We start from the raw sequence: 23,347 nt of genomic DNA on the forward strand, positions 1-23,347 counted from the left end.
AATGCTTTATTTCCATAAGCAAAATAATAATTAATACTTATCTAGCAAAAACTACTGACCGTCAATTTTGCTTTTGACCACAAAGACGAATCTAATATCATAGAGATTTGTTTCTGGTTTGATATAAACCATTTTACCAAGGCCATCACTATCTTGCTTTTCACCGATAACCTTTCCTATAAGTAAACCACTTGGTGTTCCACCTTGACTACCAGAATTCGTTCCAAGACCACTAGTAAAAACGGAATCTCCATTTTTAAATTTCCCTTGTGAGTCGATATTTTTAACTACATAAGCCTCTTGTTGGGAATCATAGCTGCTCAAAATGCCATAAATAGGTGAGCCGTCACTTTCAATTCTTACAGGAATTTTATTATCAATTCCTTTAGAAGAACTTAAAAGTGCAACTTTTGAACTATTTTTATTCACTTGAGTTACTCGACCAACAACGCCACCATTTGCCATAACAATCATACCTGTTGTCAAGCCATCCTTACTACCGCTATCAATCACTAGTGTATCATTCCATGAAGAAGGCTCACGAGTAATCACATTTGCAGCAACCGTTTGATAATCAGTTAAAGTTTCTTGGAGTTTCAAAGCTTTTTTCAACTCTTTATTTTCTGACTCAAGGCCGCTTAATTTATTATCATCATCTTTTGACTTTGCCAATTGTGTTTTTAAACTTTGGTTTTGTTGGTAGGTATCCATCAGATTCGACAATTCATTAGCCTTGTCTTGAACAAAGTGGATAGGTGCCACAAGTACTCTGTCAACAAAACTTGTCCCATCATTAATGGTTTGAGTCATTGCTGATGGATTACGGTTAGACTTAAAATTTTTGGCAGAGATAAAAATTGCTGACATCGCTGCAATAATGATAATGAGTGCAATAATAATAAGCTTACTTAAGTTAATTTTTTTCACTATTCTATGTTCCCTTCGGTAATATGTTTCAAACTCTCTAAATTAAATTTGAAAGCTCTGTGATTTCACATAGCCCTTTGCATAAGCAAAAGCAATTCTTATATCGTTTATCTCTTTGAACTAATCTTCACTTTCAATCCGATAGTCGTATAAGTTCTTCTTACTCGTACCTTATTTTATCAAATTTGACAGAATTTTGATAGAATAGTAGTAATAAATTTCTGTAAGCGGTTTTTAACTATTTTAAAATAGTTATGTTTATCATAATAATCAGTATTGGGGAGAATTTTTTATGAATCATATTCCAGTTTTCGGTGAAAAAAATGAAGAGAAAAATTATCAGGCAAGATATGGTGTCTATTCGATTGTCGCAAGAGAGAATAAAGAAATTTGTCTCGTTCAGGCACCCAATGGAGCTTATTTTCTTCCTGGGGGAGAAATTGAAGCGGGTGAAGATCAAGAAAAAGCACTTCATCGTGAACTCATGGAAGAGTTAGGAGCTACCGCTGAAATTGGAGAATTTTTAGGGCAAGCAGATGAATATTTTTATAGTTCGCATCGTGATAAATATTTTTATAATCCCGCCTATATTTATAATACTAAGAATGTCCGCTTTGATTCCAAACCTCTCGAAGATTTTAACCATATTAGCTGGTTTGACCCAGAAACAGCTATTAGTAAACTCAAACGTGGCTCTCATAAATGGGGAGTTCAAGAGTGGTTAAAGAAATAAAAAAATCGTCTGATTGACGATTTTTTATTTACTTATTTATTATTCTTACGCCTTCGTTGCCAGCAACAATCACTTTTTTAACCATATTATTAAAGAGGCCGTGTTCAACAACTCCAACCATTAAATCAAGCTCTTCAGCAAGTTTTTCTGGTTCTTTAATTTGAGAGATATGAAGGTCAATAATAAAGTGATGCATATCCGTTATCAATCTCTCGTTTTCCTCATTTAGACGCCAAGTTGGAGCATAGCCAGCCGCTTCGAATTTTTTAAAAACTTGTTGTGAGCCATAAGGAATAACTTCTACAGGAATTTTAAAGGATCCTAGATTTTCTGATAATTTACTTTCATCAACAATCCAAATATAGTCTTTTGAGTAGGTTGCAACAATTTTTTCCATTAGAAGTGCTGCTCCACCACCTTTAATACCATTTAGTGAAGAATCAATTTCATCTGCGCCATCAACTGTTAAATCAACATAATCTACTTCGTCAATAGAGGCTAAAGGAATTCCAAGAGCTCTGGCTTGGCTACTTGTTACATTGGACGTTGTTACACCCGTAATTTCCAATTGTTCTTCGGCAATTCTTCGACCCAATTCTTCGACAAAATAGGCTGCTGTTGACCCAGTTCCTAAACCAACGACCATTCCCGATTTAACAAATTCAGCAGCTTTTATGCCGACTTGTTTTTTTAAATTATCCATTTTACCTCCTTGAATACTTTGATATCATGCTGACCTAATTATAACAAAAAAGCTACCTAAAGTAGCTTTTTTATCTGTTTATATTAACTAATATATTCTTCCAAATATTGAGGATTATAAATCATGATCTTATTATCAATCACATCAATTACTTTCTCATCCTTTAAATCGTGGAGAATACGATTGACACTGTTTCTTGTAGAAATACCACAGAAGCCTGCAATATCCTCATTAGTAACTGTGAAATCAATCAAAATTCCATCTTTCTTACGAATGCCAAAATCATCAATTAAACTATGGAGACAAGCACAAACTGCTCCTTTTTTACCATTAATTGTCATTTTTTGAAGAATTTCTAAATTAAGTGTCAATCTTCTTTTATAAAAATCATCAACAACTCTAAATAAATTTAAATCTTCGCGCACCCAATCCCAAAAATCGCTCCGCGAAATTTTATAAAAATTAGCCGTTGGAGATTCCACTCTGACATTAAATAATGCTGAGATTCCATCATTTTGTTTTTCTTCCAATAAAGAAACAAAATCTGGCTGCGCAACATACGCGATATTAAATTCACGACCATCTCTTAAAATATTGCTAATCTTCGCTACACCATCTTTAAGGACATAGATATATTCTGACTCAATTCCTTGATACATAATATAGCTATGCTTTTTACGTGTTACGACACTGACTTTTTTTTGCTCTAGTGTATTGATTAGATATTCAATGTTTACGTTTGCCATTTCTTCCATCTTATTAAAACTCATCTACTCGCTAATTTGTTCATTTATTCGCCTATATAAGGCTGTAGCCATTTCATTATATCATTTTTTATGTAAATCATTAAAATCAAACTTTAGAACTTGATTTTTGATGTTTACCATGAATGAGATAGTATATAATCCAAACAATTACAACTGCGGGAGCACTGTAAAGATACAAATTTCTGAAACCAAGCATACCATTTCCAAGCATTGGAATAATTGCTCCAAGAACAATAGGTCCTCCACCAACACCTAAATCTAAAAATCCAAAGAAGGTAGAAGTTGCAACACCGATACGATCTTTACTTGAATCACGAATAGCAATTGCTTGACCAAATGGAGCGACACCACCGTAACCAAGACCGAAGGCTCCACCAGCAATTAATAAGACAACAAAGCCAATAGCTGGGCTGAAGAAACCGGCTAAGCCAACAAGAAGCATTGCCACTGCAAAGAAAATAAATGTTGGATTGAAAATCCAGTTATCCCCTTTAGTATCGAATAAACGACCTGTGAATGGACGTGAAACAAAGATTAACACGGCATACATCGTGAAGAATAATGATCCCGCAAGTGGAATTTTAAGATCCGTTGAAAATGAACCCATTCCTGTTAAAATAGCTGAGTCAATAAATCCGGCTAAAAAGGCAATAATTGAAATAGGAAGAGCTGATTTTTCAATATATCGTTCAACACCTTTAGGTTCATGCGCCAGGGCATAGGCACGCTCTTCTGCAGAAAATTCTTTGACACGAACAAAGAAAATTAATATGAAGGTAATAACCAACAAACCAAGAGCAATTCCAAGTAAAGAACCAAAACCAAGTGAAGAGTAAATCATGATTGAAAGGGCTGGACCAACTGCAGCTGCCAAGGTAACAGATAAAGCGTAGTAGCCAATTCCTTCACCACGACGTGAAGCAGGGACAACGTGACCTGCAATTGTTCCTGAGGCTGTTGCACCAATCCCAAAACCTGCGCCTTGAATCACTCGAATCAAAAAGAGTAAGGGAATATTAGTTGTCAAATAATAACCAAAAGTTAAAACAAGAAAAATAAGTCCACCAATATAGAGCAATCGCTTCATTCCGATACGTGTGATATTAATACCTGTCCAAACCCGACCAATCAGGGCTCCAATAACAAAAACGCTTGATAAAGAAAGACTAACAACTGTTGATTGATGAAGTTGTTGAAGCGCATAAGTCCCTATTGAGGAGGTTAAGACGTAAAAAACAATATAAAATAAAAAACTAATAAGCGTGTTAATAACGAAAGTAGGAGTAAAAATACTTTCTTTTTTCATGATTTTTTCCATTTCTAAGTAAAAGAGACTCTGCTCTTTTTATGAGTGACTAAGTAAGACTATTATTTTCTAACGATGAGTGTATTGCAAGTGGCATGATTAACAATATAAGATGCAACTGAACCAACAACTACACGCTCTATATAACTAATCCCTGTTGCGCCAATTACAATCAAATCAACATTTTCTTGCTTAGGAATTTTTGTTGCCATTGCTACTTTAGGTGAACCATATTCCAAAAGTGTTCTAACATTTGTTAGTCCTTCATCCAATGCTTCCTTAGCAAATTGTTGCAATAAAAGTTTTGTTCCATTTTCATGCTGTTCTTCGGCAATTGTGTCGTAAGTATTCACGGCAAGAAATGAACGTTTTTCAATAACGTTGGCTAAGATGAGCTCAGCGTCATTGCGTTTAGCAACTCTGACTGCTTCATCAAATGCTTTAAGTGATTCTGCTGAACCATCCATACCAACTAAAATTCTTGAATATTTTTGTTCCATGCTAACTGTCCTTATCTAATTAACCGATAGCTGATATATTTCTTACTTCAAAAGCAAATTTCCCATCTTCAGTTTTTATAAAACCGTGGTGATTTGAAACAAATTCAATTGCTTCATCCATGTTAACGAAGTCTTGAATGACACTGCGTACTTTAGTATCGCCTACATAGTTTGGTGTTGAATTTTCTTCATATGAAGAAAGTCCTTTAAATTCAAATTTCATTTCGAAATTCCTTTCTTAAATAACAATAATTTCTATTTTTGAGAAACGGGAATCTTGTTGTTCTCAAATGTTTTTAAGTTACTCAATTATTTTAAACAAAAGCGATACGAAGCGCGACCACATTTTTTGATACCAAGCATTGATATCCAGTATTGATATTAAGCATTGATACCCATCATTGATAACATTTGTTACTCTTTATATAAAAAAATACTGACAGATTTGTCAGTATTTAATCTTTATTTTTTAATAAGCTTGAGCAGTTTCCATTTCTGACTCTCTTTCTGATTCTTCGACTGAATTGGAAGTAGTGTTCATTCTCTTTTTAGCCGTGGTCATCATTAAGCGGATCCTATTCAATTGATTGACCGCAGAAACTCCTGGGTCATAATCAATGGGAGCGAGATTGGCTCCTGGGTACTGACGACGAAGTTCTTTCATCATTCCTTTACCAACGATATGGTTAGGAAGACAACCAAATGGTTGAAGACAAATGATATTGTGCACCCCTTTTTGCAAGAGTTCAATCATTTCGCCAGTGAGGAACCAACCCTCACCTGTATGATTCCCAATTGAAATCACTTCTTCAGTTGATGCTGCAATATCATAAATTGATTCAATAGAATCAAAGCGTTTTGAGGCTTTCAAGGCTTTATTCATTGGTTTTTCTAACATATTAATAATACCAATGAAAGTTTTAGCCATGAGTTTATTTTTCTTACTAAAGCCAATCTCATCTGCTTTCCAGATTTGATTGTACAAGCTATAGTTCATGAAGCCAATTAAATCAAGAACAACTGCTTCGCCGCCCTCTTCTTCAATTATTGACACAATATCATCATTTGCTGTTTTACTATATTTAACCAAAATTTCACCGACAACACCCACTCGTGGTTTTTGAATATCCAAAAGTTCAATTTGGTCAAATTCGGCAACAATTTTTTTCATGTTACGATTAAATTCAAAAATTGATCCAGATTCTACATTTTTCCGAGCTTTTTCTAACCATTTCGCATGTAATTCATTGACAGAACCTTCAGTGGCTTCATACGGTCGAGTACGATAAACGACTCTTTCAAATAAATCTCCATAAAGAACTGCAATCATAAAGCGTGTTAAAAGTGGAACTGTGAATTTAAATCCTTTTTCTGTTCCTTGATTCCCCATTGATAGGGAAACGACAGGTACTTGTGGGAAACCTGCATCAATTAGAGCTTTACGCAATAAAGGAATATAGTTTGTTGCGCGACATCCCCCACCTGTTTGAGTCATCATGACCGAAGTATTATCAAGGTCATACTCTCCTGACTGGAGAGCTTCAATGAGCTGACCTATTGTAATAATCGCTGGATAACATGAGTCATTATTAACAAATTTCAACCCATTATTGACAGAAGTATTGCTTTCTGGTAGAGAAACGACATTATATCCCGCAGCGGCAAAAGCTGTATCTAATAGCCCTTCTTGGTGAATTGGTGACAACATTGGTAAAAGAAGAGTGTGTTTTTTTGCCATTTCTTTTGTGAAAGCTGGTGTTTCTTGTACTAATTCGTGAACTTCGGTGCTTGCTTCAATATTATGACGCACGCGCTCTGAAACTGCTGCTTTCAGACTACGTAAACGGATCCGAACAGCTCCCATGTTTGATCCTTCGTCAATTTTCAAGACGGTATAAAGCTTATTGTGTCCACGCATGATTTCTTCTACTTGGTCTGTCGTTACGGCATCAAGACCACAACCAAAGGAATTAAGTTGAACAAGTTCTAGATTTTTATTTTTACAAACAACATTTGCAGCTGCATAAAGGCGGCTATGGTAAACCCATTGATTGACCACACGCAGGCCAGAAACTTCGGCTAAATGACTAATAGAATCCTCAGTCAAAACGTGGAAACCTTCTTGAGTGATGATGTCAGCAATTCCATGATTGATTTCTGGGTCCAAATGATAAGGACGTCCAGCGAGAACAATGGCTTTTTCATTATTTAAATTAATTTGCATGAGCAGCTCTTCTGCTTTAAGGCGCAAATCTTCTTTAAATTTATCCATTTCTTCAAAGCCATGTTGGACGGCAGCTTGTACTTCCGTAAGATTGACAGAAATCCCTTGGGCGGTTAAAGCCTTATGAACATTAACAGCTACTCCTTCCGGATTGGCTAGATTAATGAAAGGATGAAGATAATTAACTTGCCCTTCACGAATTTCATCGATATTATTTTTAAGAACTTCAGGGTAAGATTGCACAATCGGACAGTTGAAATGGTTTTGAGCATTTTTTTGTTCTTCTTGTTCAAAAAGGACAGATGGATAGAAGATATTTGGAACGCCTTGTTTAATCAAAGCCATAATATGTCCGTGACTCATTTTTGCCGGATAGCATACCGTATCTGAAGGAATGGTTTCAATTCCCTCTTCAAAGAGTTCTTTATCAGAGCGAGGGCTTAAAACAACACGGAATCCAAGGTCTGTCAGCATCGTGTGCCAAAGCGGATAGTTTTCATACATATTGAGTACACGTGGTATCCCAATTTCTCCTCTGGTTTGTTTTTTCTTGCTTAAGCTATGGTAACAGAAAAGTTTTTTATACTTGTAATCAACTAAGTTAACTTTTTTATCCTTTTTAGCGACTTTAACTTTTGTAGCTTTTTCGGCACCACGTTCGCAACGGTTCCCAGTTACAAACTTATTCCCATCATTGAAGACCGTTAGGGTCATTTTACAGTTATTTTCGCAAAGTCCACAGACCATAAATTCTTTATGAGTTGTGAATTTTTCTAATTCATCAGGTTTTAGAATTTCTGATTCTTTATTTGCTTCTTGGTTATCTAAGGAAATCAAAGCACAACCGTAAGCTCCCATTAATCCTGCGATACTTGGACGAACCACTTCGCGCTCAGAAATTTTTTCAAAAGCACGTAGAACGGCTTCATTGTAAAAAGTTCCCCCTTGAACAACGATTTTCTTACCAAGTTATTCTGGACGTTTTACTTTTATAACTTTATATAGAGCATTTTTAATGACACTGTATGAAAGACCTGCGGAAATATCTCCAACAGTCGCTCCTTCTTTTTGAACTTGTTTTACTTTTGAGTTCATGAAGACGGTACAACGAGAACCCAAGTTAACTGGATGCTCAGCCAAAAGTGCTTTTTGTGAAAATTCACGAACATCATGTTTTAGTGAATGGGCAAAGGTTTCAATGAATGAACCACAACCTGATGAACAAGCTTCATTAAGTTGAATACTTGATAGAGCACCATCACGAATCCGCATAGCTTTCATATCTTGTCCACCAATATCAAGAATGAAATCTACTCCTGGATTGAAATAATCAGCGGCCTTATAATGAGCCATTGTTTCAACTTCACCATAATCAACATGAAGTCCTGCTTTAATCAGGTGTTCTCCATACCCCGTTACTGTTGATTTTGCAATATAGACGTCCGCTGGAAGTTTAGCATAGACATCTTTTAAAATATTAATGACAGATTCAAGCGGTTCTCCATTGTTAGAACCATAATGGTCATAAAGAATATTTCCTTCATCATCAATAAGAACAACTTTTGTTGTGGTTGAGCCGGCATCAATTCCTAAGAAGGCAGCTCCATGATGTTCAGACAGGTTCTTATAGTTAGCTGTTGCTTTGGCATGACGCGTCCGAAATTCATCAAGTTCTGCTTGATTTTCAAAAAGTTTATCCATTGTATCTTGTGGAATTAAGCTGTCTGAATCATCATTTTCTAAACTATGAATTAAATCAGTTGCTGTTTTCTGACTTGTTTCTTCATAGAGCGCAGCTCCCATTGCCACAAAAAGTTGTGGATTTTCTGGGAAGATAATATTTTCTTCTTTTAAATCCAAGGTTTCGATGAAACGTTTGCGTAATTCACTCATAAAGAAAAGCGGACCGCCTAGAAAGGCTACACTTCCTTTGATTTTTCGTCCACTTGCTAAACCAGCAATGGTTTGATTGACAACGGCTTGAAAAATACTAGCAGCAATATCTTCACGACGCACCCCTTCATTTAACAGCGGTTGAACGTCTGTCTTGGCAAAAACGCCACAGCGTGATGCTATCGGATAGAGTTTTTCGTAGTTTTTAGCTAACTCATTGACACCATTGGCATCAACTTTCAAAAGGGCTGCCATTTGGTCAATGAAAGCACCTGTCCCACCGGCACATGTTCCGTTCATACGTAATTCTTGAGTTCCGTTATCAAAAAAGGTCATCTTGGCATCTTCACCACCAAGCTCAATCATCACGTCTGTTTGGGGAATGAATTTTTCAATGGTAATTGATGAAGCGATAACTTCTTGAACAAAAGGAACATCAATGACTTCCGCAAGTCCCATTCCTCCTGAGCCGGTAATGGCTAGTTCTAGATTTAAATCTCCATGTTCTTCTATAAAATCTTTGAATACTTTGATGGTTGCTGCTTTCACATCTGAAAAATGGCGCTCATAGCGTGAGAAAATGAGCTTAAAATTTTCGTCAAAAACGACGAGTTTTACTGTGGTTGATCCAACGTCAATCCCTGTTTTATAAATTTGTGTCAAGATGGTCTCCTAGTTATGTGAGAAATATCACTTGAACAAGTCCGCTAAGCTCTTAATATTTTTTTCGGCAAGTTAAATTTGAAATCTAACTTATCTTTTGGAGGCAGAATTTTGATAAAAAGTAATTTAGACGGTCTGTTGCTTATCTTATTATATGTTCATTTTATCATTTGTTATAAGAAAAGCAACCAGCAAAAAGGGCGTGGTTGTCACATAAACGACAATTCAAAACAAGCTGTTGATTATGTTAAAAGACTTTGACATCGAATGACAAAATGTTTTGACTAAATTCTTTAATGACTTTAATCTATTTTTTGATTATAATGGAGTTAAATAGTACAATGTGAAAAATTAGACAAAACAGTCTATCGGACTGGGTCTTTTTAAAACTGGAAAGATGGTTTTTTATGGTTAAATCAGATGATTTACGTGTGAAACGAACGAGAAAATTGATTAGTCAGGCTTTTTTTGGTTTGTTACGCAAGAAAAAATTTGAAAAGATTTCAATTCAAGAAATTGCCGATTCAGCCATGATTAATCGGGCAACTTTTTATGCTCATTATGCTGACAAACAAGATTTATATGATAGTTTGATTGACCAATTTTTAGCTAGCTTCACTGGCATTTTAGATGAACAAAATTTGGTTGATGGTAACAATGTTCATGTCAAAGAAATTGAAACTGTCTTGAGTCGTTTCTATGAATTTGTTCGCGATAATCCTGAAATTGCACAAATGATTACTGACAGAGCGCATGATCAACGATTAAAAAATCGATTTCTGGAGATTTTATCTGAACGCTATACCGAGTTATTTGAAAAACTGGAAGTTAGAGAAAAAGATGTTGTGGTTCCCAATGATTTTGTAATTTCTTACATCAGCTCGATTTTGGTGGGAACTTTAGACTGGTGGGTCAGCACTTCTACACAAATGTCTGCCAAAGATTTTGCTCATTTGATTATCAAATTAATTTCTAATGGCCATTTGACCGTCCTTGGGGTCAATATTAATCGCGAAAATTAAAAAAGTTACTGATGAAACTTCTAGGATAGCCGTTGTTTTTTAACTTACGGATACCTTCGAATTTTCATCAGTAACTTTTTATTTTTTCAAATTTTCTATTTCTTCGGTTGTTAAAGGACGATAGGCTCCTAGCGCTAAATCTGAATCCAATGCTAAATTGCCCATCCGAATGCGTTTGAGATAGAGAACGTACATTTCAACAGCTTCAAACATCCGTTTGACTTGATGAAATTTTCCTTCATGAATAATCACACGAATTTCACTAATCCAGCCAGATTGACTCTCCCCTTTGTAAATATTTTCAATGAATAATTCTCCTGGTCGTGCTTTTTCTCCATTTTTTAGAGTCAAGCCCTCAGCAAATTTATTGACAATTTCGTCAGTAACTTTTCCATCAATTCGCGCAAAGTATTCTTTTTCAACATGCTTTTTGGGTTGAGTTAAATCATGTCCCAATGCTCCGTCATTCGTTAAAATTAAAAGTCCCTCAGTATTTTTATCTAAACGTCCGACTGGAAAAATATCCTCACGAAAATCTTTTTCCGATAATAATTGAACAACTGTCTTAAAAAGATTATCTTTTGTTGCAGAAACAAGACCTTGCGGTTTATTTAATAAGTAATAATAATATTCTTGGTAATCTAAAATCTCACCATCAAAGGCGACTTGTCTAGAATTCTTGTCTACTTGAAACCTGCCGTCTCGCTGAACTTCCCCAGCAACTGTCACGCGCCCTTTTTTCAATAGAATTTTGACTTCACTACGGCTTCCGAGGCCACTTTCTGCTAAAAATTTATCTAGTCTCATGTCTTTTATTATATCAGATTTTGCTGACAGGTCTGTCAGTAAAATAATGGAAAAAAAGTTACTGACAGAATTTCTGTCAGTAATTTTTCTCATTCTTATTCTCCATAAATATCTGCATCTGTCAGCTTAAAAATAATCATTGTTTCTGGTGGATATGCTGCCAATTGATTGGCAAAACTGTCATCATCATCTTTTTTGACTTTTGCTTTGATATTAATGGTCACTTTTTGATGTTCTTCAACAAGTGCGTCATAAAGTGTTTTTAAATCGGCAATATCTTGGCTGCTGGCTTTGGGTAAAATCGTATATTTGGTGTAATCTTTATCAAACCAAGAACCTTCTTTTTCAAAATCAACTGATGAATTTTCACGAATTTGCAATTTAGCTGAGATATCATAATCATAATCTTGCTGTTCAATCATTTTAGCAATTTTTACCATTGATTCATAATCACCACTTGCTTTTAATTTCAAAGTGGCTTTATAAGGAATCCCAGCAAGCTCTAAGCGACCCGCAATCATAAATGGGTCTGGCTCAGTTCCCTTGTCATCAAGTTGAGGTGGAGCAAAATTGACTGAGATTGAATAACCTTTTGTCAGTAATTGCTCATATTGCGTGATGACTTCTTCTAATTCGAGTCCATCAATAAACTCATTAAATGTACGCTCAGTGAGTTTGTTATTTTCAGCGGCTTCTTCTTTTGGATAGATAATTTTTACTTGATAGGTCATATCTACTATTATATCAAGATGTGAGCATAAATTGGGAAAATGCGAAGAAAAAATAGAAAATTTTTTGTTTCTATTTTTAGTCAGCATCAAAATTTATTTTTTTATCACTTTTTATTGGTGCAAACTCAATTATTATAGATTTTTATTTTTTATAAAAAAATAAATTAAATAGGCTAGGAAATTCAGCCTTTTTGCGTTAAAATAGTCTTTATGACATTAACACAAGAATTTGATACGATTGCGGCGATTTCGACACCGCTTGGTGAAGGAGCAATTGCCATTGTTCGTTTATCAGGGACAGATGCCCTAAAAATTGCTCAATCTGTCTATAAAGGAAAAAATTTAACTCAAGTTGCTAGCCATACGATTAATTATGGCCATATTTTTGAAGAAAAACGTCTCGTTGACGAAGTCATGGTTTCAGTCATGCGTGCGCCTAAAACATTTACACGCGAGGATATTGTTGAAATAAATACGCATGGTGGAATTGCAGTCACACAAGAAATTTTGCAATTACTTTTACGTAATGGCGCAAGACTCGCTGAACCTGGCGAATTTACCAAACGTGCCTTTTTAAATGGACGAATTGACTTGGCTCAGGCTGAATCTGTCATGGATTTAATTCGAGCTAAAACTGACAAAGCTGCCAACATTGCCGTAAAACAACTTGACGGAAGTCTTTCAAAAATGATTAATAACATTCGTCAAGAGATTCTCGAAAGTTTGGCACAAGTCGAGGTCAATATTGACTATCCAGAGTATGATGATGTGGAAACAATGACTTCACAAATGCTCCTTGAAAAAACGGCTCATTTTGAACAGCTTTTGGAAAATCTTTTATCAACAGCTAAACGCGGAAAAATTTTAAGAGAAGGTTTAAAAACGGCGATTATTGGTCGGCCAAACGTTGGAAAATCAAGTTTACTTAATCAATTGCTTCGTGAAGAAAAAGCCATTGTCACTGATATTGCTGGAACAACGCGCGATGTCATTACTGAATTTGCCAATATTGGCGGTGTTCCTCTTGAACTAGTGGATACTGCTGGTATTCGTGAAACAGATGATTTAGTCGAAGCGATTGGGGTTGAACGTTCTAAAAAAGCTTTGGCTGAAGCTGATTTAGTTTTACTCGTTTTAGATGCCTCAAATGAATTGACTGACAAAGATTTAGAGCTCTTAGAACTGTCTAAAAATTCAAATCGCATTGTTCTACTCAACAAAACCGACCTGCCAGAAAAAATTGATAGCACTCAAATTTCTGGTGATTTTATCCGAATTTCAGCTCTTAAAAATGAAAACTTAAATGCTGTTGAAGAAAAAATCAATCAAATTTTCTTTGCCGGTGAAATTGAATCCAAAGATGCAACGGTATTATCTAATGCCCGCCACATTTCAATTGTTGAAGAAGCTTTGAAGGCTCTTAAAGAAGCAAACTCTGGGCTTGCTCTGGGCTTACCTGTTGATTTAATTCAAGTGGATGTCACACGTTGTTGGCAATTACTTGGAGAAATCACAGGGGAAGCTGCCCCAGATGAATTGATTACACAACTTTTTTCACAATTTTGTTTGGGAAAATAAAAAAGAGTTCAAATGAACTCTTTTTTTTACTGACAGAAATTGGTCAATCATCAAATCATCCCTTTAATTTCTGTCAGACATTTTCTAACAAACTGGTCAGTCATTCCACCGAAATAAGTTCCTTGAAAGTTTCGACCGTTAATCACGATTAATTTTTTATCGACACGATAAGCTCGAACGTATTTGGCAGCTTTTCCTACTTCTTCTTTATCAAATATTTCTTCGATTTCAGTTCCAGCATTTTTAAGTAAAATTTTTAAATTACTTACTGACAGACTTGTCAGTAAAATATCTGGTTCTAAAAGTTGCAAAAGTTGCGGAAATTTCATCTTGAATTGTTCTTGTTGGCTCTTAGCTAAACCTGGCCAAACTGGATGTGTCGCAATTGGGGTAAACAAATCAATGTGTAAGGCTCGATTAATTTGATTTTCAGATTCTTTATAAGCTGAATCAAAAACAGGTAAAAATTTTGCTAACTGATTGAACCAAGGACTAGGATTGTATTCAAAATACCGATTGAGATTTGACTTGTAAGTTTCCAAATTTACTGACGAAAATTCTGTCAGTAATTTTTCATAACGTTGATTTTCACCAAATTCTGCATAAGAAGCATTTTTACTGACCGTCAGTATTTTTAAGTCTGATTTTTCATATTTGGCTAAGTCACCAAACCACAAAAGTGGCATACTATTTGGAATCAAAACTTCTGACAGCTCAGCTTTATTTTTTAAGTCGATAAAATCTGTCCACGTTTCTAAAATCAAGTGGTCTAATTTTTCATTATCCATTTTACTCATCAATCAAAGCCCCCGTCAACATTAACTTGAGCAATCAAATCAGGAAACTCATCTGCATTTTTAAAAATTTCAACTGCTTCTTTTCTAGCCACTTCTAAAATATTATAATCATTGACTAAATCAGCCGCAATAAATTCTGGAAGTCCTGACTGACGAAGTCCAAAAATCTCTCCAGAACCACGCATTTTCAAATCTTCTTCGGCTAAAATAAAACCATTTTGTGTTTCTGTCATAATTTTCATCCGTTGTTTTCCTGAATCGGACTTAGGATTTGCTACTAAAATGGCATAAGATTTTTTTGTTCCCCGACCAACACGACCACGCAATTGGTGAAGCTGCGAAAGTCCAAAGCGGTCAGCATCCATAATCACCATAATGGTAGCATTAGGAACGTCAACTCCCACTTCAATCACTGTTGTTGAAACCAAAATATCTAATTTTTTAGCCTTAAATTCTTGCATGATTTGGTCTTTTTCATCATTTTTCATTTTTCCATGTAAAAGACCAATTTTGGCAAATAATCCAAAGTATTCATTTAATTCCGCAAAAAGAGCTTCTGCGTTTTTCAGGTCCAACGTTTCACTTTCCTCAATTAAAGGTGAAATAAAATAAACCTGTGAATCTTTAGCAACCTCTGCTTTTATCCAACTTAAAACTTCGGAAAATTGTTCATGTTTGACCCACCTTGTAGTAATGGGTTGACGTCCCTTGGGTAGTTCATCAATAATTGAAACATCCATATCCCCAAAAGCCGTAATCGCAAGCGTTCTTGGAATGGGTGTAGCTGTCATCATTAGAACATCTGGATTTTGCCCTTTTTCTCGTAAAATTTTTCGCTGATTAACTCCGAAACGGTGTTGTTCATCTGTAATCACAAGACCCAAATTATAAAAATCGACCCCTTCTTGAATTAGTGCATGAGTTCCAACTACCATATGTGTATGACCACTAACTAAATCAGCCAAAATCTCGCGGCGCTCTGCCACTTTCAAACCCGAAACCAAAAGTGAAATTTGCAATTCTGGAAAAAGAGCTTTCAAGTTTGCAAAATGCTGACGGGCAAGGATTTCCGTTGGTACCATAATTGCTGCTTGAAAATTCGCCAAACAAGCCGCGTACATGGCAAGGGAAGCAACAACTGTTTTACCAGAACCCACATCACCTTGCAAAAGTCGATTCATGTGATAAGGAGATTTCATATCCGTCAGAATCTCTGACAAAGCGCTTAATTGAGCATCTGTCAGTTCAAAAGGTAATTCAGAAATCTTCTGATCAATTTCTCCTTGCTCAAAAACAACTTCTAATCCTGCTCGGCCCGACTTTTCTTTATTTTTTAACGCCTGTAATTTCAACTGAAACATGAATAATTCTTCAAATTTTACACGACGTAAAGCCTGCTTATGAGCTTCCGTATCTTCAGGAAAATGCATAGCCAAAACGGCTTCTTGCCGGTTCATCAGACGATATTTTTTAATCAAAAATTCTGGTAAGTTCTCAGGTAATTCTGATAGAAGGTCTGATTCAAAAACCTGATGAATTACTTTGACCAATTGACTTTGTTTCATACCAGCTGTCAAATGATAAACAGGTTCTAAGCCATCGTCCACCTGAGCCACAACTTTCATCCCCATCAGTTGTTGCTTTGCCTGCTCCCATTTTCCGTAAACTGCAATTTCCTTACCAACTTCCACTTTGTCAGCCAAATAAGGTTGATTAAAAAAGCTGACAGCAACCACGGCCTCACCTTCTTTAATTTTAAATGAAAGTCGATTACGTTTAAATCCGTAATACTGGACATTAGCTGGTGTCACTACCGTTCCAATAATTGTTGCTTTTTCTCCGTCAACAAGTTCAAAAACCGAACGACTTGCGAAATCTTCATAACGAAAAGGGAAATAAAGCAATAAATCTTGAACCGTGAAAATTCCTAACTTATGGAAATTTTCCACAGATTTCGGTCCCACACCTTTTAAAAATTGCACTGAATCTGTTAATTTCATACTTTTATTATACCAATATATAAGGTTAAATGCTTCAAAAATCAAATATAATTTGCTGACAGAGAATTTATCAGCAAAATTTACTGACAGAAAGCTCTGTCAGTAAAAAAATAATCAGAAATTACTCTGATTATTTTTTATGCTTTCTTAACAACTGAACCCTTCAAAGCAATTGCTCCAAAGCCCGGAATTTTTGAATCAATAAAATGTTCATTTTTCCCTTCTGGATTAATGCGAATGTTTTTCACTTTTGTTCCCTGCTTAATTGGTTTTGGCATTCCCTTAACTGGCAAATCTTGTACAATAACAAGGTCATTCCCAGTTTCTAACTCATTTCCTAAACTATCAAGGACAATAAATTTTCCAGCTGCCTCAATTTCCTCAAGAGTAAATTCATTTCCACATTCAGAACAGCCAAAGCTCGTATCTGATAATTCATAAGTATATTCACTTGAACAATGAATATATAAAGAGCTTCAACCCTTGATATATAAGCACCCCACAGAAAACAACGCTATTTTTTATCGCTTTTTACTACGTTCGTCCAAAAAATCATAATGCTTTTAAGATGTCGCCGAACTTTTCAGCGGTCTCTTTTTCTTTACTTTTGGATAAGTGGCTGTATGTGTTCATTGTGATAGCATAGTCGGCATGTCCAAGCCGTCTTTGTATCTCTTTAGGGTTTACGTCATTATTCATTAAAAGGCTGGCATGAGTATGACGAAAGCCGTGGAAGCCAATATTAGGAACGTTGGCACGCGCAAAATGTTTTTTTAGTTGAGTTACTTCATTTATATAAGTGTATGTCTTCCCATTGTACGAGAATATCGGCAAATCTATAAGCCTAACAGTATTATTATTTTGGCACTTCTTCCACTCTTTCAGCATTTTAATAGTGTCATTGTCCAAAGCGATCGCCCTGTTACTCTCTTTCGTTTTGGGCATGTTTTGCACTCCCTGCGCTTGTATCATTGTTTTGCTCACAGATACAGACTTATCAATAAAATCAACATCAGACCATGACAGCGCCAAAGCCTCCCCAATACGTAAACCAGTAGCAAGTAAAAAGCGGTATAAAGTTATACGCCTTTTATTTGTTGGCGTTGTTTCCAAAGTGTCTAAGTATGTTAGAAATTGTTTAAGTTCTTCATTATCAAAGTATTTTATTTTTGAAACTTCTCTAATTTTGAGTTTTGGCGGAAAAACTTTAGTAGCTGGATTTTCTTCAATAGCCCCTAACTGTATACCATAGTCAAGAATACGTTTAATGATATTGACCATAACTTTATAATCTTTACACTTACCGCGTTCGCGCTTGCCGTTTACTATTTTGGCCGTGTTCGCATTCTTTGCCCATTTATTAACGATTGTTTGTAATAACACGGGATTAATTCTATCAACTCTATACGCGCCAAGTTCGGGCAATATATAAACTTTTAAGTTATTGTTTACTATCCTTATGCTGTTGGCTTTAACAGTCAGCTTATAACTTTCAAACCAGCTTAAAGCCAAAGACTCAAAGTTATCAAAAGAAACTTTTTTTCTTGCAATTGTTTGACCGTTATTGATAAAATCGTTTATAACTTGATGTGCTTTAGTTTCACACATCTTTTTACTTTTTGCGGTTACGCTTGTTCGCACTTGCTTACCAGTCAGGACGTCCACACCTATATAGACGTTAGCGCGGTACACCTTTGTACCGTCTTTTTTTATATATTCTTTAATATTCATATTATTTCTTCCTTTCCATTTTGTACTAATGTCAGGCAAGGCATGTACGAGGATTGAGAAATATTGTTATTAGAGCTTATACGATTAATTAGTTAACTGGTTTATTAGTTTATAGAGTTATTAAATTCTAAACTGATATAGTATATTTTACGGTATCAACGGTAACAAAGTATTATAAAGCTATATAAATAAAGGGTTTATAGTGATACCTTTCTCTAAAATAAGAGTAACAGTAAAGTATCAACGGTAACAGATTATAAGAAACAGACTGATAGTTATTTAGAAGTGAAAGAACGCCAAGCAAAACTAAATAATTTTTTAATAGCCCAAAATATAATAAAACTTTTAATTGTTTCTTTGATTGCTTTAAACATTTATATTTCCTCCTATCAGCTTTTAACGTGGTTCAGGTTTGCACGTATTGGGGTTAAGTAAAAAAAGATTCAATAATTTACTTATGGAATTGGTGGAAAAAGGGGGAATTTGTTATAAACGACTATTATTTCAATGATTCCGCAAGCGTTAGAGCTTTTCTATCAACTACGCTTATATCTTCATTTTCTAGGCGTACAATATAGCAATTATTCAAACTCGTTGATTCATCGCCAGTAACAATTATGGTTGTCTGTCCGTCTGATAGTTTGATAACGTCGTCTTTTTTTATGGTGTAAATTCTTTCTAAGTTTATAGTGGATATAAACCACTTTGATTATATTGGGGAGTTTGAAATACTCCTACGCGGATGATATGAACTTTCTCTTTTTTCCGAAAGTTGAGAACCGAAAAGTGGGGGCTCCTCATATTTAGAGAGCGCAAGTTTGCGCTGAGTGATTATTTAAGTTAATCAACAATGGATATGGTGTAGTTTGAGGTACACCATATCATTACAGGCTTTCTTCTGTTAATTTAGATACAAAACCTAAGATAGTTAATGAGACGAATTTTCGGCTGATTGCTAAAGTCGTAAAATACGACCTCAGGTAGTTTAATAAAAAATGTAATTAGAATGTTGTTATTTTCTAATTTGAAAACCAATACAAAAAGGTGTAAGATGAAAGTATAATGATTTTGAGATGTCATTACTTTCAAGTATAAAGTTACTCTTTGGAGTGGCTTTTTATTGTAAAAATTATAGAATATGTTGTATAATAAATTTATTCCAAAAAATATACTTTTTCATAAAGTTTATTCTAAGCGTCCCTCTCCTAACTGGGGCGTTTTTTTCTTGACAAAAAATAATGGTAGCGATATAATAAATTATCCTATATAAATCTTTGAGGATTTTAATCCATGAAATTCTCATTGCATAATTTCCTAAGCGCCTCACTCTCGTGGGGCGCTTTTTTTTGTGCTATAATATAGTCGGGATGTTTGTGAGACTTCATCCTATTCCTAGAGTCAAGCCATTCTTCGGGGTGGCTTTTTTGTTTTACATTATTGCTGACCTCAACAATAGTTGGTATTATGCGGTTTGTGAGTTTGCTTTCGACATTTTTTTCGGTATCAAATTATGTTATTTCAGAGTGAACCTATAGAGATTTGTACAAAAATGTTCATATCCTATTATTGGTTTCAGAAAAAAGTGAAACCAAAAACATATAAATAAAATGAGATTATGGCTAGATAAAACTAACAAGGTTTAGACAAGGTTAATCACAAAATTGTGAGAAAGTATCTTTCATTATCTGAGACCCTAAAAAAAGGGGTAACTATCCGTTCCTCCCTAGCAAGTCGCGAATCACGACCCCCTTAATAACAACAACGAAATTTTCGTTTTTGCCACTTGTGGCAGAAAGCTATACCGACATCACGCAGGGTATGAACAACATACAAAATTTACATACTGTCAGTATCATACTGAACAACCGTACCTGAAAGTACACTTGCTAATTGTTGGCAAATGTAAGCATTAAATTGACTTGGTACGTCATTTTTTTATTTTGTTTACGTTAGTAGGGGGATTAAATATATTTTCATCTCTTTCACTTAGCATTTTGGCATATTCAACCACTTTCATAGTGGCTTCATAGTTCAAAACATATGGTATAACTTTCAGTTCTTCTGATATTTCTTTTTGAGATTTACCATTTTTTTCAAAGTCAGGGTTTATTCTATCGCTTAACGAAAAAATACTTCCTTTTAACACGCCTTCAAGTAATCTAGTGTTGTTAGCGATGTCCTCTTGAATAAATCCTAGTTCAGAATGGTTTCTATAAAGTTCCTCAGCAAAGTCTTTTAAGTATGTTTCATAGGAGTCTATAAATTCATCTTTTTTATATTCTACCGAACTATTGGCGAGCTTTATTCTTTCATACATACATAAGATTTTGTAAAGCGTTGTACCCTCTATGGTATTGAAAGGTTCCTTTAAAAATCGTTCATACTCATCTTTTAAATCGTCATACAGTTTTTGGAGTTCTTGTATATCTTTTTTTAACTCCTCGGCTTTCAAGCTATCCTCAGCTATTTTTCCTTTCAATCTTTCGTCTGGAGTTTTTCGATAATCTGAGTAGCCTAATAAATAGCTTTCAGATACATCAAAAAAATCTGCAAGTTGTTTCCATGTATTTTCACTTCTGGGAGAACGTTCACCTTTCTCCCAATATCCTAGTTGACTATGAGTAGCCTTTATCCCTATTTTACTAAGTTCAGCGCTCAGCTCTTTTAATGTTAGTCCTCTCTCTTTTCGTAGTGCATTTAATCTATTAACGGTCATAATTGTACTCCTTTAACGTGATTATAAACCAAAAAGAAATAAAAAGCAATATAAATTTCTCAAATTGAGACATTTATGCTTGACATCCTCAATAAAAGAAATTATAATTAATATATCCTCAAGTTGAGGAAATAATAAAAAAGAGGTTGAAGATGTATTTAACAAACGAAATTAAAACAGCTTTACGAAAAAAAAGAGGAGTTTTGAACTTAACCAAAAGTGAGGTAGCCGATCAGCTTGGAATTAACCGCCTTACTTACGGACGTCTTGAAAGTCCTACACGTAATGAGAAAGTACGTCAGAGTACATACGAACGCATTACTGAATGGCTCGCTAAAGACTATTAATAATCATCAAAGAGAACAATTGTTGATAGTTGTAAGTAATTTCTATCTAACGAACGTACACAAGGTATTCACGTCCTTGTAAGTATCTTTCCTGATTCTCACAGCCTAAGCATGGCTCTAAACTACTGCCCTAACCATGACCGCGATGTCATAAAACTACGTAGAAACGAGGATAAATGAAAGACTTAGCATTTTTAACCAGTCCTGACATGAGTAAAGCGGAAGTTGTAACTAACCATGTCGTTATTGCTGAATATGCAGGACTTAATAAAATTTCAGTTCGTAAACTGATTGATAACAATAAACAAGACCTTGAAGAGCTAGGGATATTGTCATTTGAAATGACAAAACCTATTAAAGGTTCAACTGGTGGACGTCCAACAAAAATTTATCAACTCAATCGTAACCAAGCTATGTTACTTATTACATGGCTAGACAATACCGAACCAGTTCGAGCTTTTAAACTAGCTCTTGTAAAACGATTTAATGAAATGGAAAAAGAGCTTCAGGCACGAAAGATTGCAAGAGCAGTCGAGAAACAAAAAGGTGTTAATCTTCATCAATCTATTTCAGAATGGGTACACTATCCACGTCATGGCAATACATGGCACACCATTATTAGAAGTTTGCTTGCTACTACTGCGACAGGACTAACCAAGAAGCAAATTCAAGCTAGAGATACTGACTGGAGAAAAGAAAAAACGCTCCTAGACCTCCTTGATTCGGTGGAAATGGAACGTTACAAAATGCTTGAAAGTATCGCAATAGCAATGATTGAAGCTGGTTCCGATTACGAACCACTCAAAGTTGCTATTAAAGCTACAATGACAACAAAAAAAGTCCACACCGACCAAAGTAAAGACTTTTAAACTATTGTAAGGCAAGCTCTTCATGAGTTTTGCTTTACTCCATTCTAACAAAAATTATCAGCAAAATCAAAGCTGATTGACCTTTGACAATTGAATAAGAGTGAACTTCTTGAAAAAATGATTTATCTAATAGTTAATTGTTGACAATTATATTTATCTATTATATAATAGATAATGTAAGTTAGTTAAGGGTTAAATCTATAAAGAAAAACGAGTACTAGCTGATTTACAATATTCTAAAGAAAGGCTTTATAAGTGACTGAGGAAGAAAAAAAGAAACTAGGGCGACCGTTTTCGGAAAAACCCAAAACAAAAACTATGTCTTTTATGAGTGATGATGAAACTAATGACATCTTAGAGGAATACATTGCTAAGAAAAAAGTTAGTAAAAGCGTAGCAATACGCACAGGCATTCATAAATTGAAAGATGAATTAAAATAAAAAAGTGATTAAAGGCTTAACTTTGGACGGTCAACCGATAATCACTTAGCACCGAGAGTTTCACTCGATAAATATATTATATCAAGAAGTGAACTCTTTTTCAACACGCATTTTTTAAAGTGTGAGAAATAGAGTTTTTTTGTACCCTAAAATACAAATTAGCCCTAGAAATTCAAAGGTAAAATCATGTTTGAAGAACTAGAAATTCATATCGAAGAAGTTGAGATGTATATACAAAACATCTACAAAGCTGTTAATGATTATGCAAGCGGAACTTATGAAAGTTTAGAGTTAGACGATAAAGGCACTCACTTTATTACCAAAGGTAACGCACAGGACTTGTCAGATTATGTCAGTGATTCCCTTATGGCCATTGCTAACATTATCGGTGTATCAATAATTGAATAGAATCGGAGCAAAAAATGAATAACACAATAGAGGTAATCTACCCCACTCACGGCACACAATCAGGCGCACAAGTGCAGTTTGACCCAAGCACTCATACTTGGACGGTTTGGAACAAACGAGGCTTAGAACGCACGTTTAGAAACGTAACTTCATACGCTAGATACATGACGAAAGGTTAAGGGGT

At 35.1% G+C, this 23,347-nt stretch carries 21 protein-coding genes and 1 pseudogene; 8 read left to right on the plus strand and 14 right to left on the minus strand.

What is annotated here, in order from left to right; translation table 11 throughout:
- Positions 1-51: 51 nt before the first annotated feature.
- Positions 52-927 (minus strand): rod shape-determining protein MreC, encoded by an 876-nt coding sequence (gene mreC / locus PYW37_RS12505; protein WP_003132018.1) that lies wholly within the window; start codon positions 925-927, stop codon positions 52-54.
- Positions 928-1,219: 292 nt separating this feature from the next.
- Between mreC and PYW37_RS12510 the strand changes: the two genes are divergently transcribed.
- Positions 1,220-1,660, plus strand: coding sequence for an NUDIX hydrolase (locus PYW37_RS12510; protein ID WP_012898710.1), 441 nt, complete (start codon positions 1,220-1,222; stop codon positions 1,658-1,660).
- Between the two features lie 28 nt (positions 1,661-1,688).
- Here the strand turns inward: PYW37_RS12510 and rpiA are convergent, their stop codons facing one another.
- The 6 genes and pseudogenes from rpiA to PYW37_RS12540 form a co-directional block, all read right to left on the minus strand.
- On the minus strand, positions 1,689-2,363 hold the full coding sequence (gene rpiA, locus PYW37_RS12515; protein ID WP_003132023.1) for a ribose-5-phosphate isomerase RpiA: 675 nt from the start codon (positions 2,361-2,363) through the stop codon (positions 1,689-1,691).
- 83 nt (positions 2,364-2,446) lie between these two features.
- Positions 2,447-3,133: a Crp/Fnr family transcriptional regulator gene (locus PYW37_RS12520; RefSeq protein WP_044009588.1), complete on the minus strand. Its 687-nt coding sequence runs from the start codon at positions 3,131-3,133 to the stop codon at positions 2,447-2,449.
- Between the two features lie 82 nt (positions 3,134-3,215).
- Positions 3,216-4,436 (minus strand): MFS transporter, encoded by a 1,221-nt coding sequence (locus tag PYW37_RS12525; protein ID WP_010906404.1) that lies wholly within the window; start codon positions 4,434-4,436, stop codon positions 3,216-3,218.
- Positions 4,437-4,498: 62 nt separating this feature from the next.
- Positions 4,499-4,936 (minus strand): universal stress protein, encoded by a 438-nt coding sequence (locus tag PYW37_RS12530; RefSeq protein WP_003132028.1) that lies wholly within the window; start codon positions 4,934-4,936, stop codon positions 4,499-4,501.
- A 19-nt stretch (positions 4,937-4,955) separates the two neighbouring features.
- Positions 4,956-5,159, minus strand: a complete 204-nt coding sequence (locus tag PYW37_RS12535) for a hypothetical protein (protein WP_003132029.1) — start codon at positions 5,157-5,159, stop codon at positions 4,956-4,958.
- 246 nt (positions 5,160-5,405) lie between these two features.
- A pseudogene (locus tag PYW37_RS12540) lies at positions 5,406-9,707 on the minus strand (acyl-CoA dehydratase activase-related protein).
- 416 nt (positions 9,708-10,123) lie between these two features.
- On the opposite strand from PYW37_RS12540, the gene PYW37_RS12545 reads away from it, so the two are divergent.
- The gene (locus PYW37_RS12545) at positions 10,124-10,738 is read left to right on the plus strand and encodes a TetR/AcrR family transcriptional regulator (RefSeq protein ID WP_023190218.1); all 615 of its coding nucleotides are present in this window, start codon (positions 10,124-10,126) and stop codon (positions 10,736-10,738) included.
- A gap of 78 nt (positions 10,739-10,816) precedes the next feature.
- Here PYW37_RS12545 and PYW37_RS12550 read toward each other — a convergent pair whose 3' ends face one another.
- Positions 10,817-11,545: a pseudouridine synthase gene (locus PYW37_RS12550; RefSeq protein ID WP_025017062.1), complete on the minus strand. Its 729-nt coding sequence runs from the start codon at positions 11,543-11,545 to the stop codon at positions 10,817-10,819.
- A 95-nt stretch (positions 11,546-11,640) separates the two neighbouring features.
- On the minus strand, positions 11,641-12,276 hold the full coding sequence (locus PYW37_RS12555) for a hypothetical protein (protein WP_003132036.1): 636 nt from the start codon (positions 12,274-12,276) through the stop codon (positions 11,641-11,643).
- Between the two features lie 210 nt (positions 12,277-12,486).
- On the opposite strand from PYW37_RS12555, the gene mnmE reads away from it, so the two are divergent.
- Positions 12,487-13,854: a tRNA uridine-5-carboxymethylaminomethyl(34) synthesis GTPase MnmE gene (gene mnmE / locus PYW37_RS12560; RefSeq protein ID WP_023190220.1), complete on the plus strand. Its 1,368-nt coding sequence runs from the start codon at positions 12,487-12,489 to the stop codon at positions 13,852-13,854.
- Between the two features lie 50 nt (positions 13,855-13,904).
- Here the strand turns inward: mnmE and PYW37_RS12565 are convergent, their stop codons facing one another.
- From PYW37_RS12565 to PYW37_RS12585, 5 genes are all read right to left on the minus strand, one after another.
- A complete protein-coding gene (locus tag PYW37_RS12565) occupies positions 13,905-14,651 on the minus strand; it encodes a hypothetical protein (protein WP_023190221.1) in 747 nt (248 codons plus the stop codon).
- Positions 14,651-16,651: an ATP-dependent DNA helicase RecG gene (gene recG, locus PYW37_RS12570; protein ID WP_023190222.1), complete on the minus strand. Its 2,001-nt coding sequence runs from the start codon at positions 16,649-16,651 to the stop codon at positions 14,651-14,653. Before recG ends, PYW37_RS12565 begins: the two co-directional genes overlap by 1 nt.
- 137 nt (positions 16,652-16,788) lie before the next feature.
- Positions 16,789-17,115, minus strand: coding sequence for an alkylphosphonate utilization protein (locus PYW37_RS12575; protein ID WP_032943552.1), 327 nt, complete (start codon positions 17,113-17,115; stop codon positions 16,789-16,791).
- 88 nt (positions 17,116-17,203) lie between these two features.
- Positions 17,204-18,382, minus strand: a complete 1,179-nt coding sequence (locus tag PYW37_RS12580) for a tyrosine-type recombinase/integrase (protein WP_025017061.1) — start codon at positions 18,380-18,382, stop codon at positions 17,204-17,206.
- A gap of 1,927 nt (positions 18,383-20,309) precedes the next feature.
- Positions 20,310-21,098, minus strand: a complete 789-nt coding sequence (locus PYW37_RS12585; RefSeq protein WP_025017060.1) for a helix-turn-helix domain-containing protein — start codon at positions 21,096-21,098, stop codon at positions 20,310-20,312.
- A gap of 152 nt (positions 21,099-21,250) precedes the next feature.
- Here PYW37_RS12585 and PYW37_RS12590 point away from each other — a divergent pair, with 152 nt between their 5' ends.
- The 5 genes from PYW37_RS12590 to PYW37_RS12610 all read left to right on the plus strand — a co-directional run bounded on the left by PYW37_RS12590 (position 21,251) and on the right by PYW37_RS12610 (position 23,342).
- On the plus strand, positions 21,251-21,445 hold the full coding sequence (locus PYW37_RS12590; RefSeq protein WP_025017059.1) for a hypothetical protein: 195 nt from the start codon (positions 21,251-21,253) through the stop codon (positions 21,443-21,445).
- 176 nt (positions 21,446-21,621) lie between these two features.
- Positions 21,622-22,314: a Rha family transcriptional regulator gene (locus tag PYW37_RS12595; RefSeq protein WP_059232545.1), complete on the plus strand. Its 693-nt coding sequence runs from the start codon at positions 21,622-21,624 to the stop codon at positions 22,312-22,314.
- Positions 22,315-22,569: 255 nt separating this feature from the next.
- The gene (locus PYW37_RS12600; protein WP_021212075.1) at positions 22,570-22,755 is read left to right on the plus strand and encodes a hypothetical protein; all 186 of its coding nucleotides are present in this window, start codon (positions 22,570-22,572) and stop codon (positions 22,753-22,755) included.
- Positions 22,756-22,941: 186 nt separating this feature from the next.
- Positions 22,942-23,163, plus strand: a complete 222-nt coding sequence (locus PYW37_RS12605; protein WP_025017257.1) for a hypothetical protein — start codon at positions 22,942-22,944, stop codon at positions 23,161-23,163.
- Between the two features lie 14 nt (positions 23,164-23,177).
- Entirely contained in the window at positions 23,178-23,342 is a 165-nt protein-coding gene (locus PYW37_RS12610) for a hypothetical protein (RefSeq protein WP_155384496.1), read from the plus strand.
- Positions 23,343-23,347: the final 5 nt, after the last annotated feature.

It is taken from the genome of Lactococcus lactis, assembly GCF_029023865.1.
Classification (GTDB): Bacteria; Bacillota; Bacilli; order Lactobacillales; family Streptococcaceae; genus Lactococcus; species Lactococcus lactis.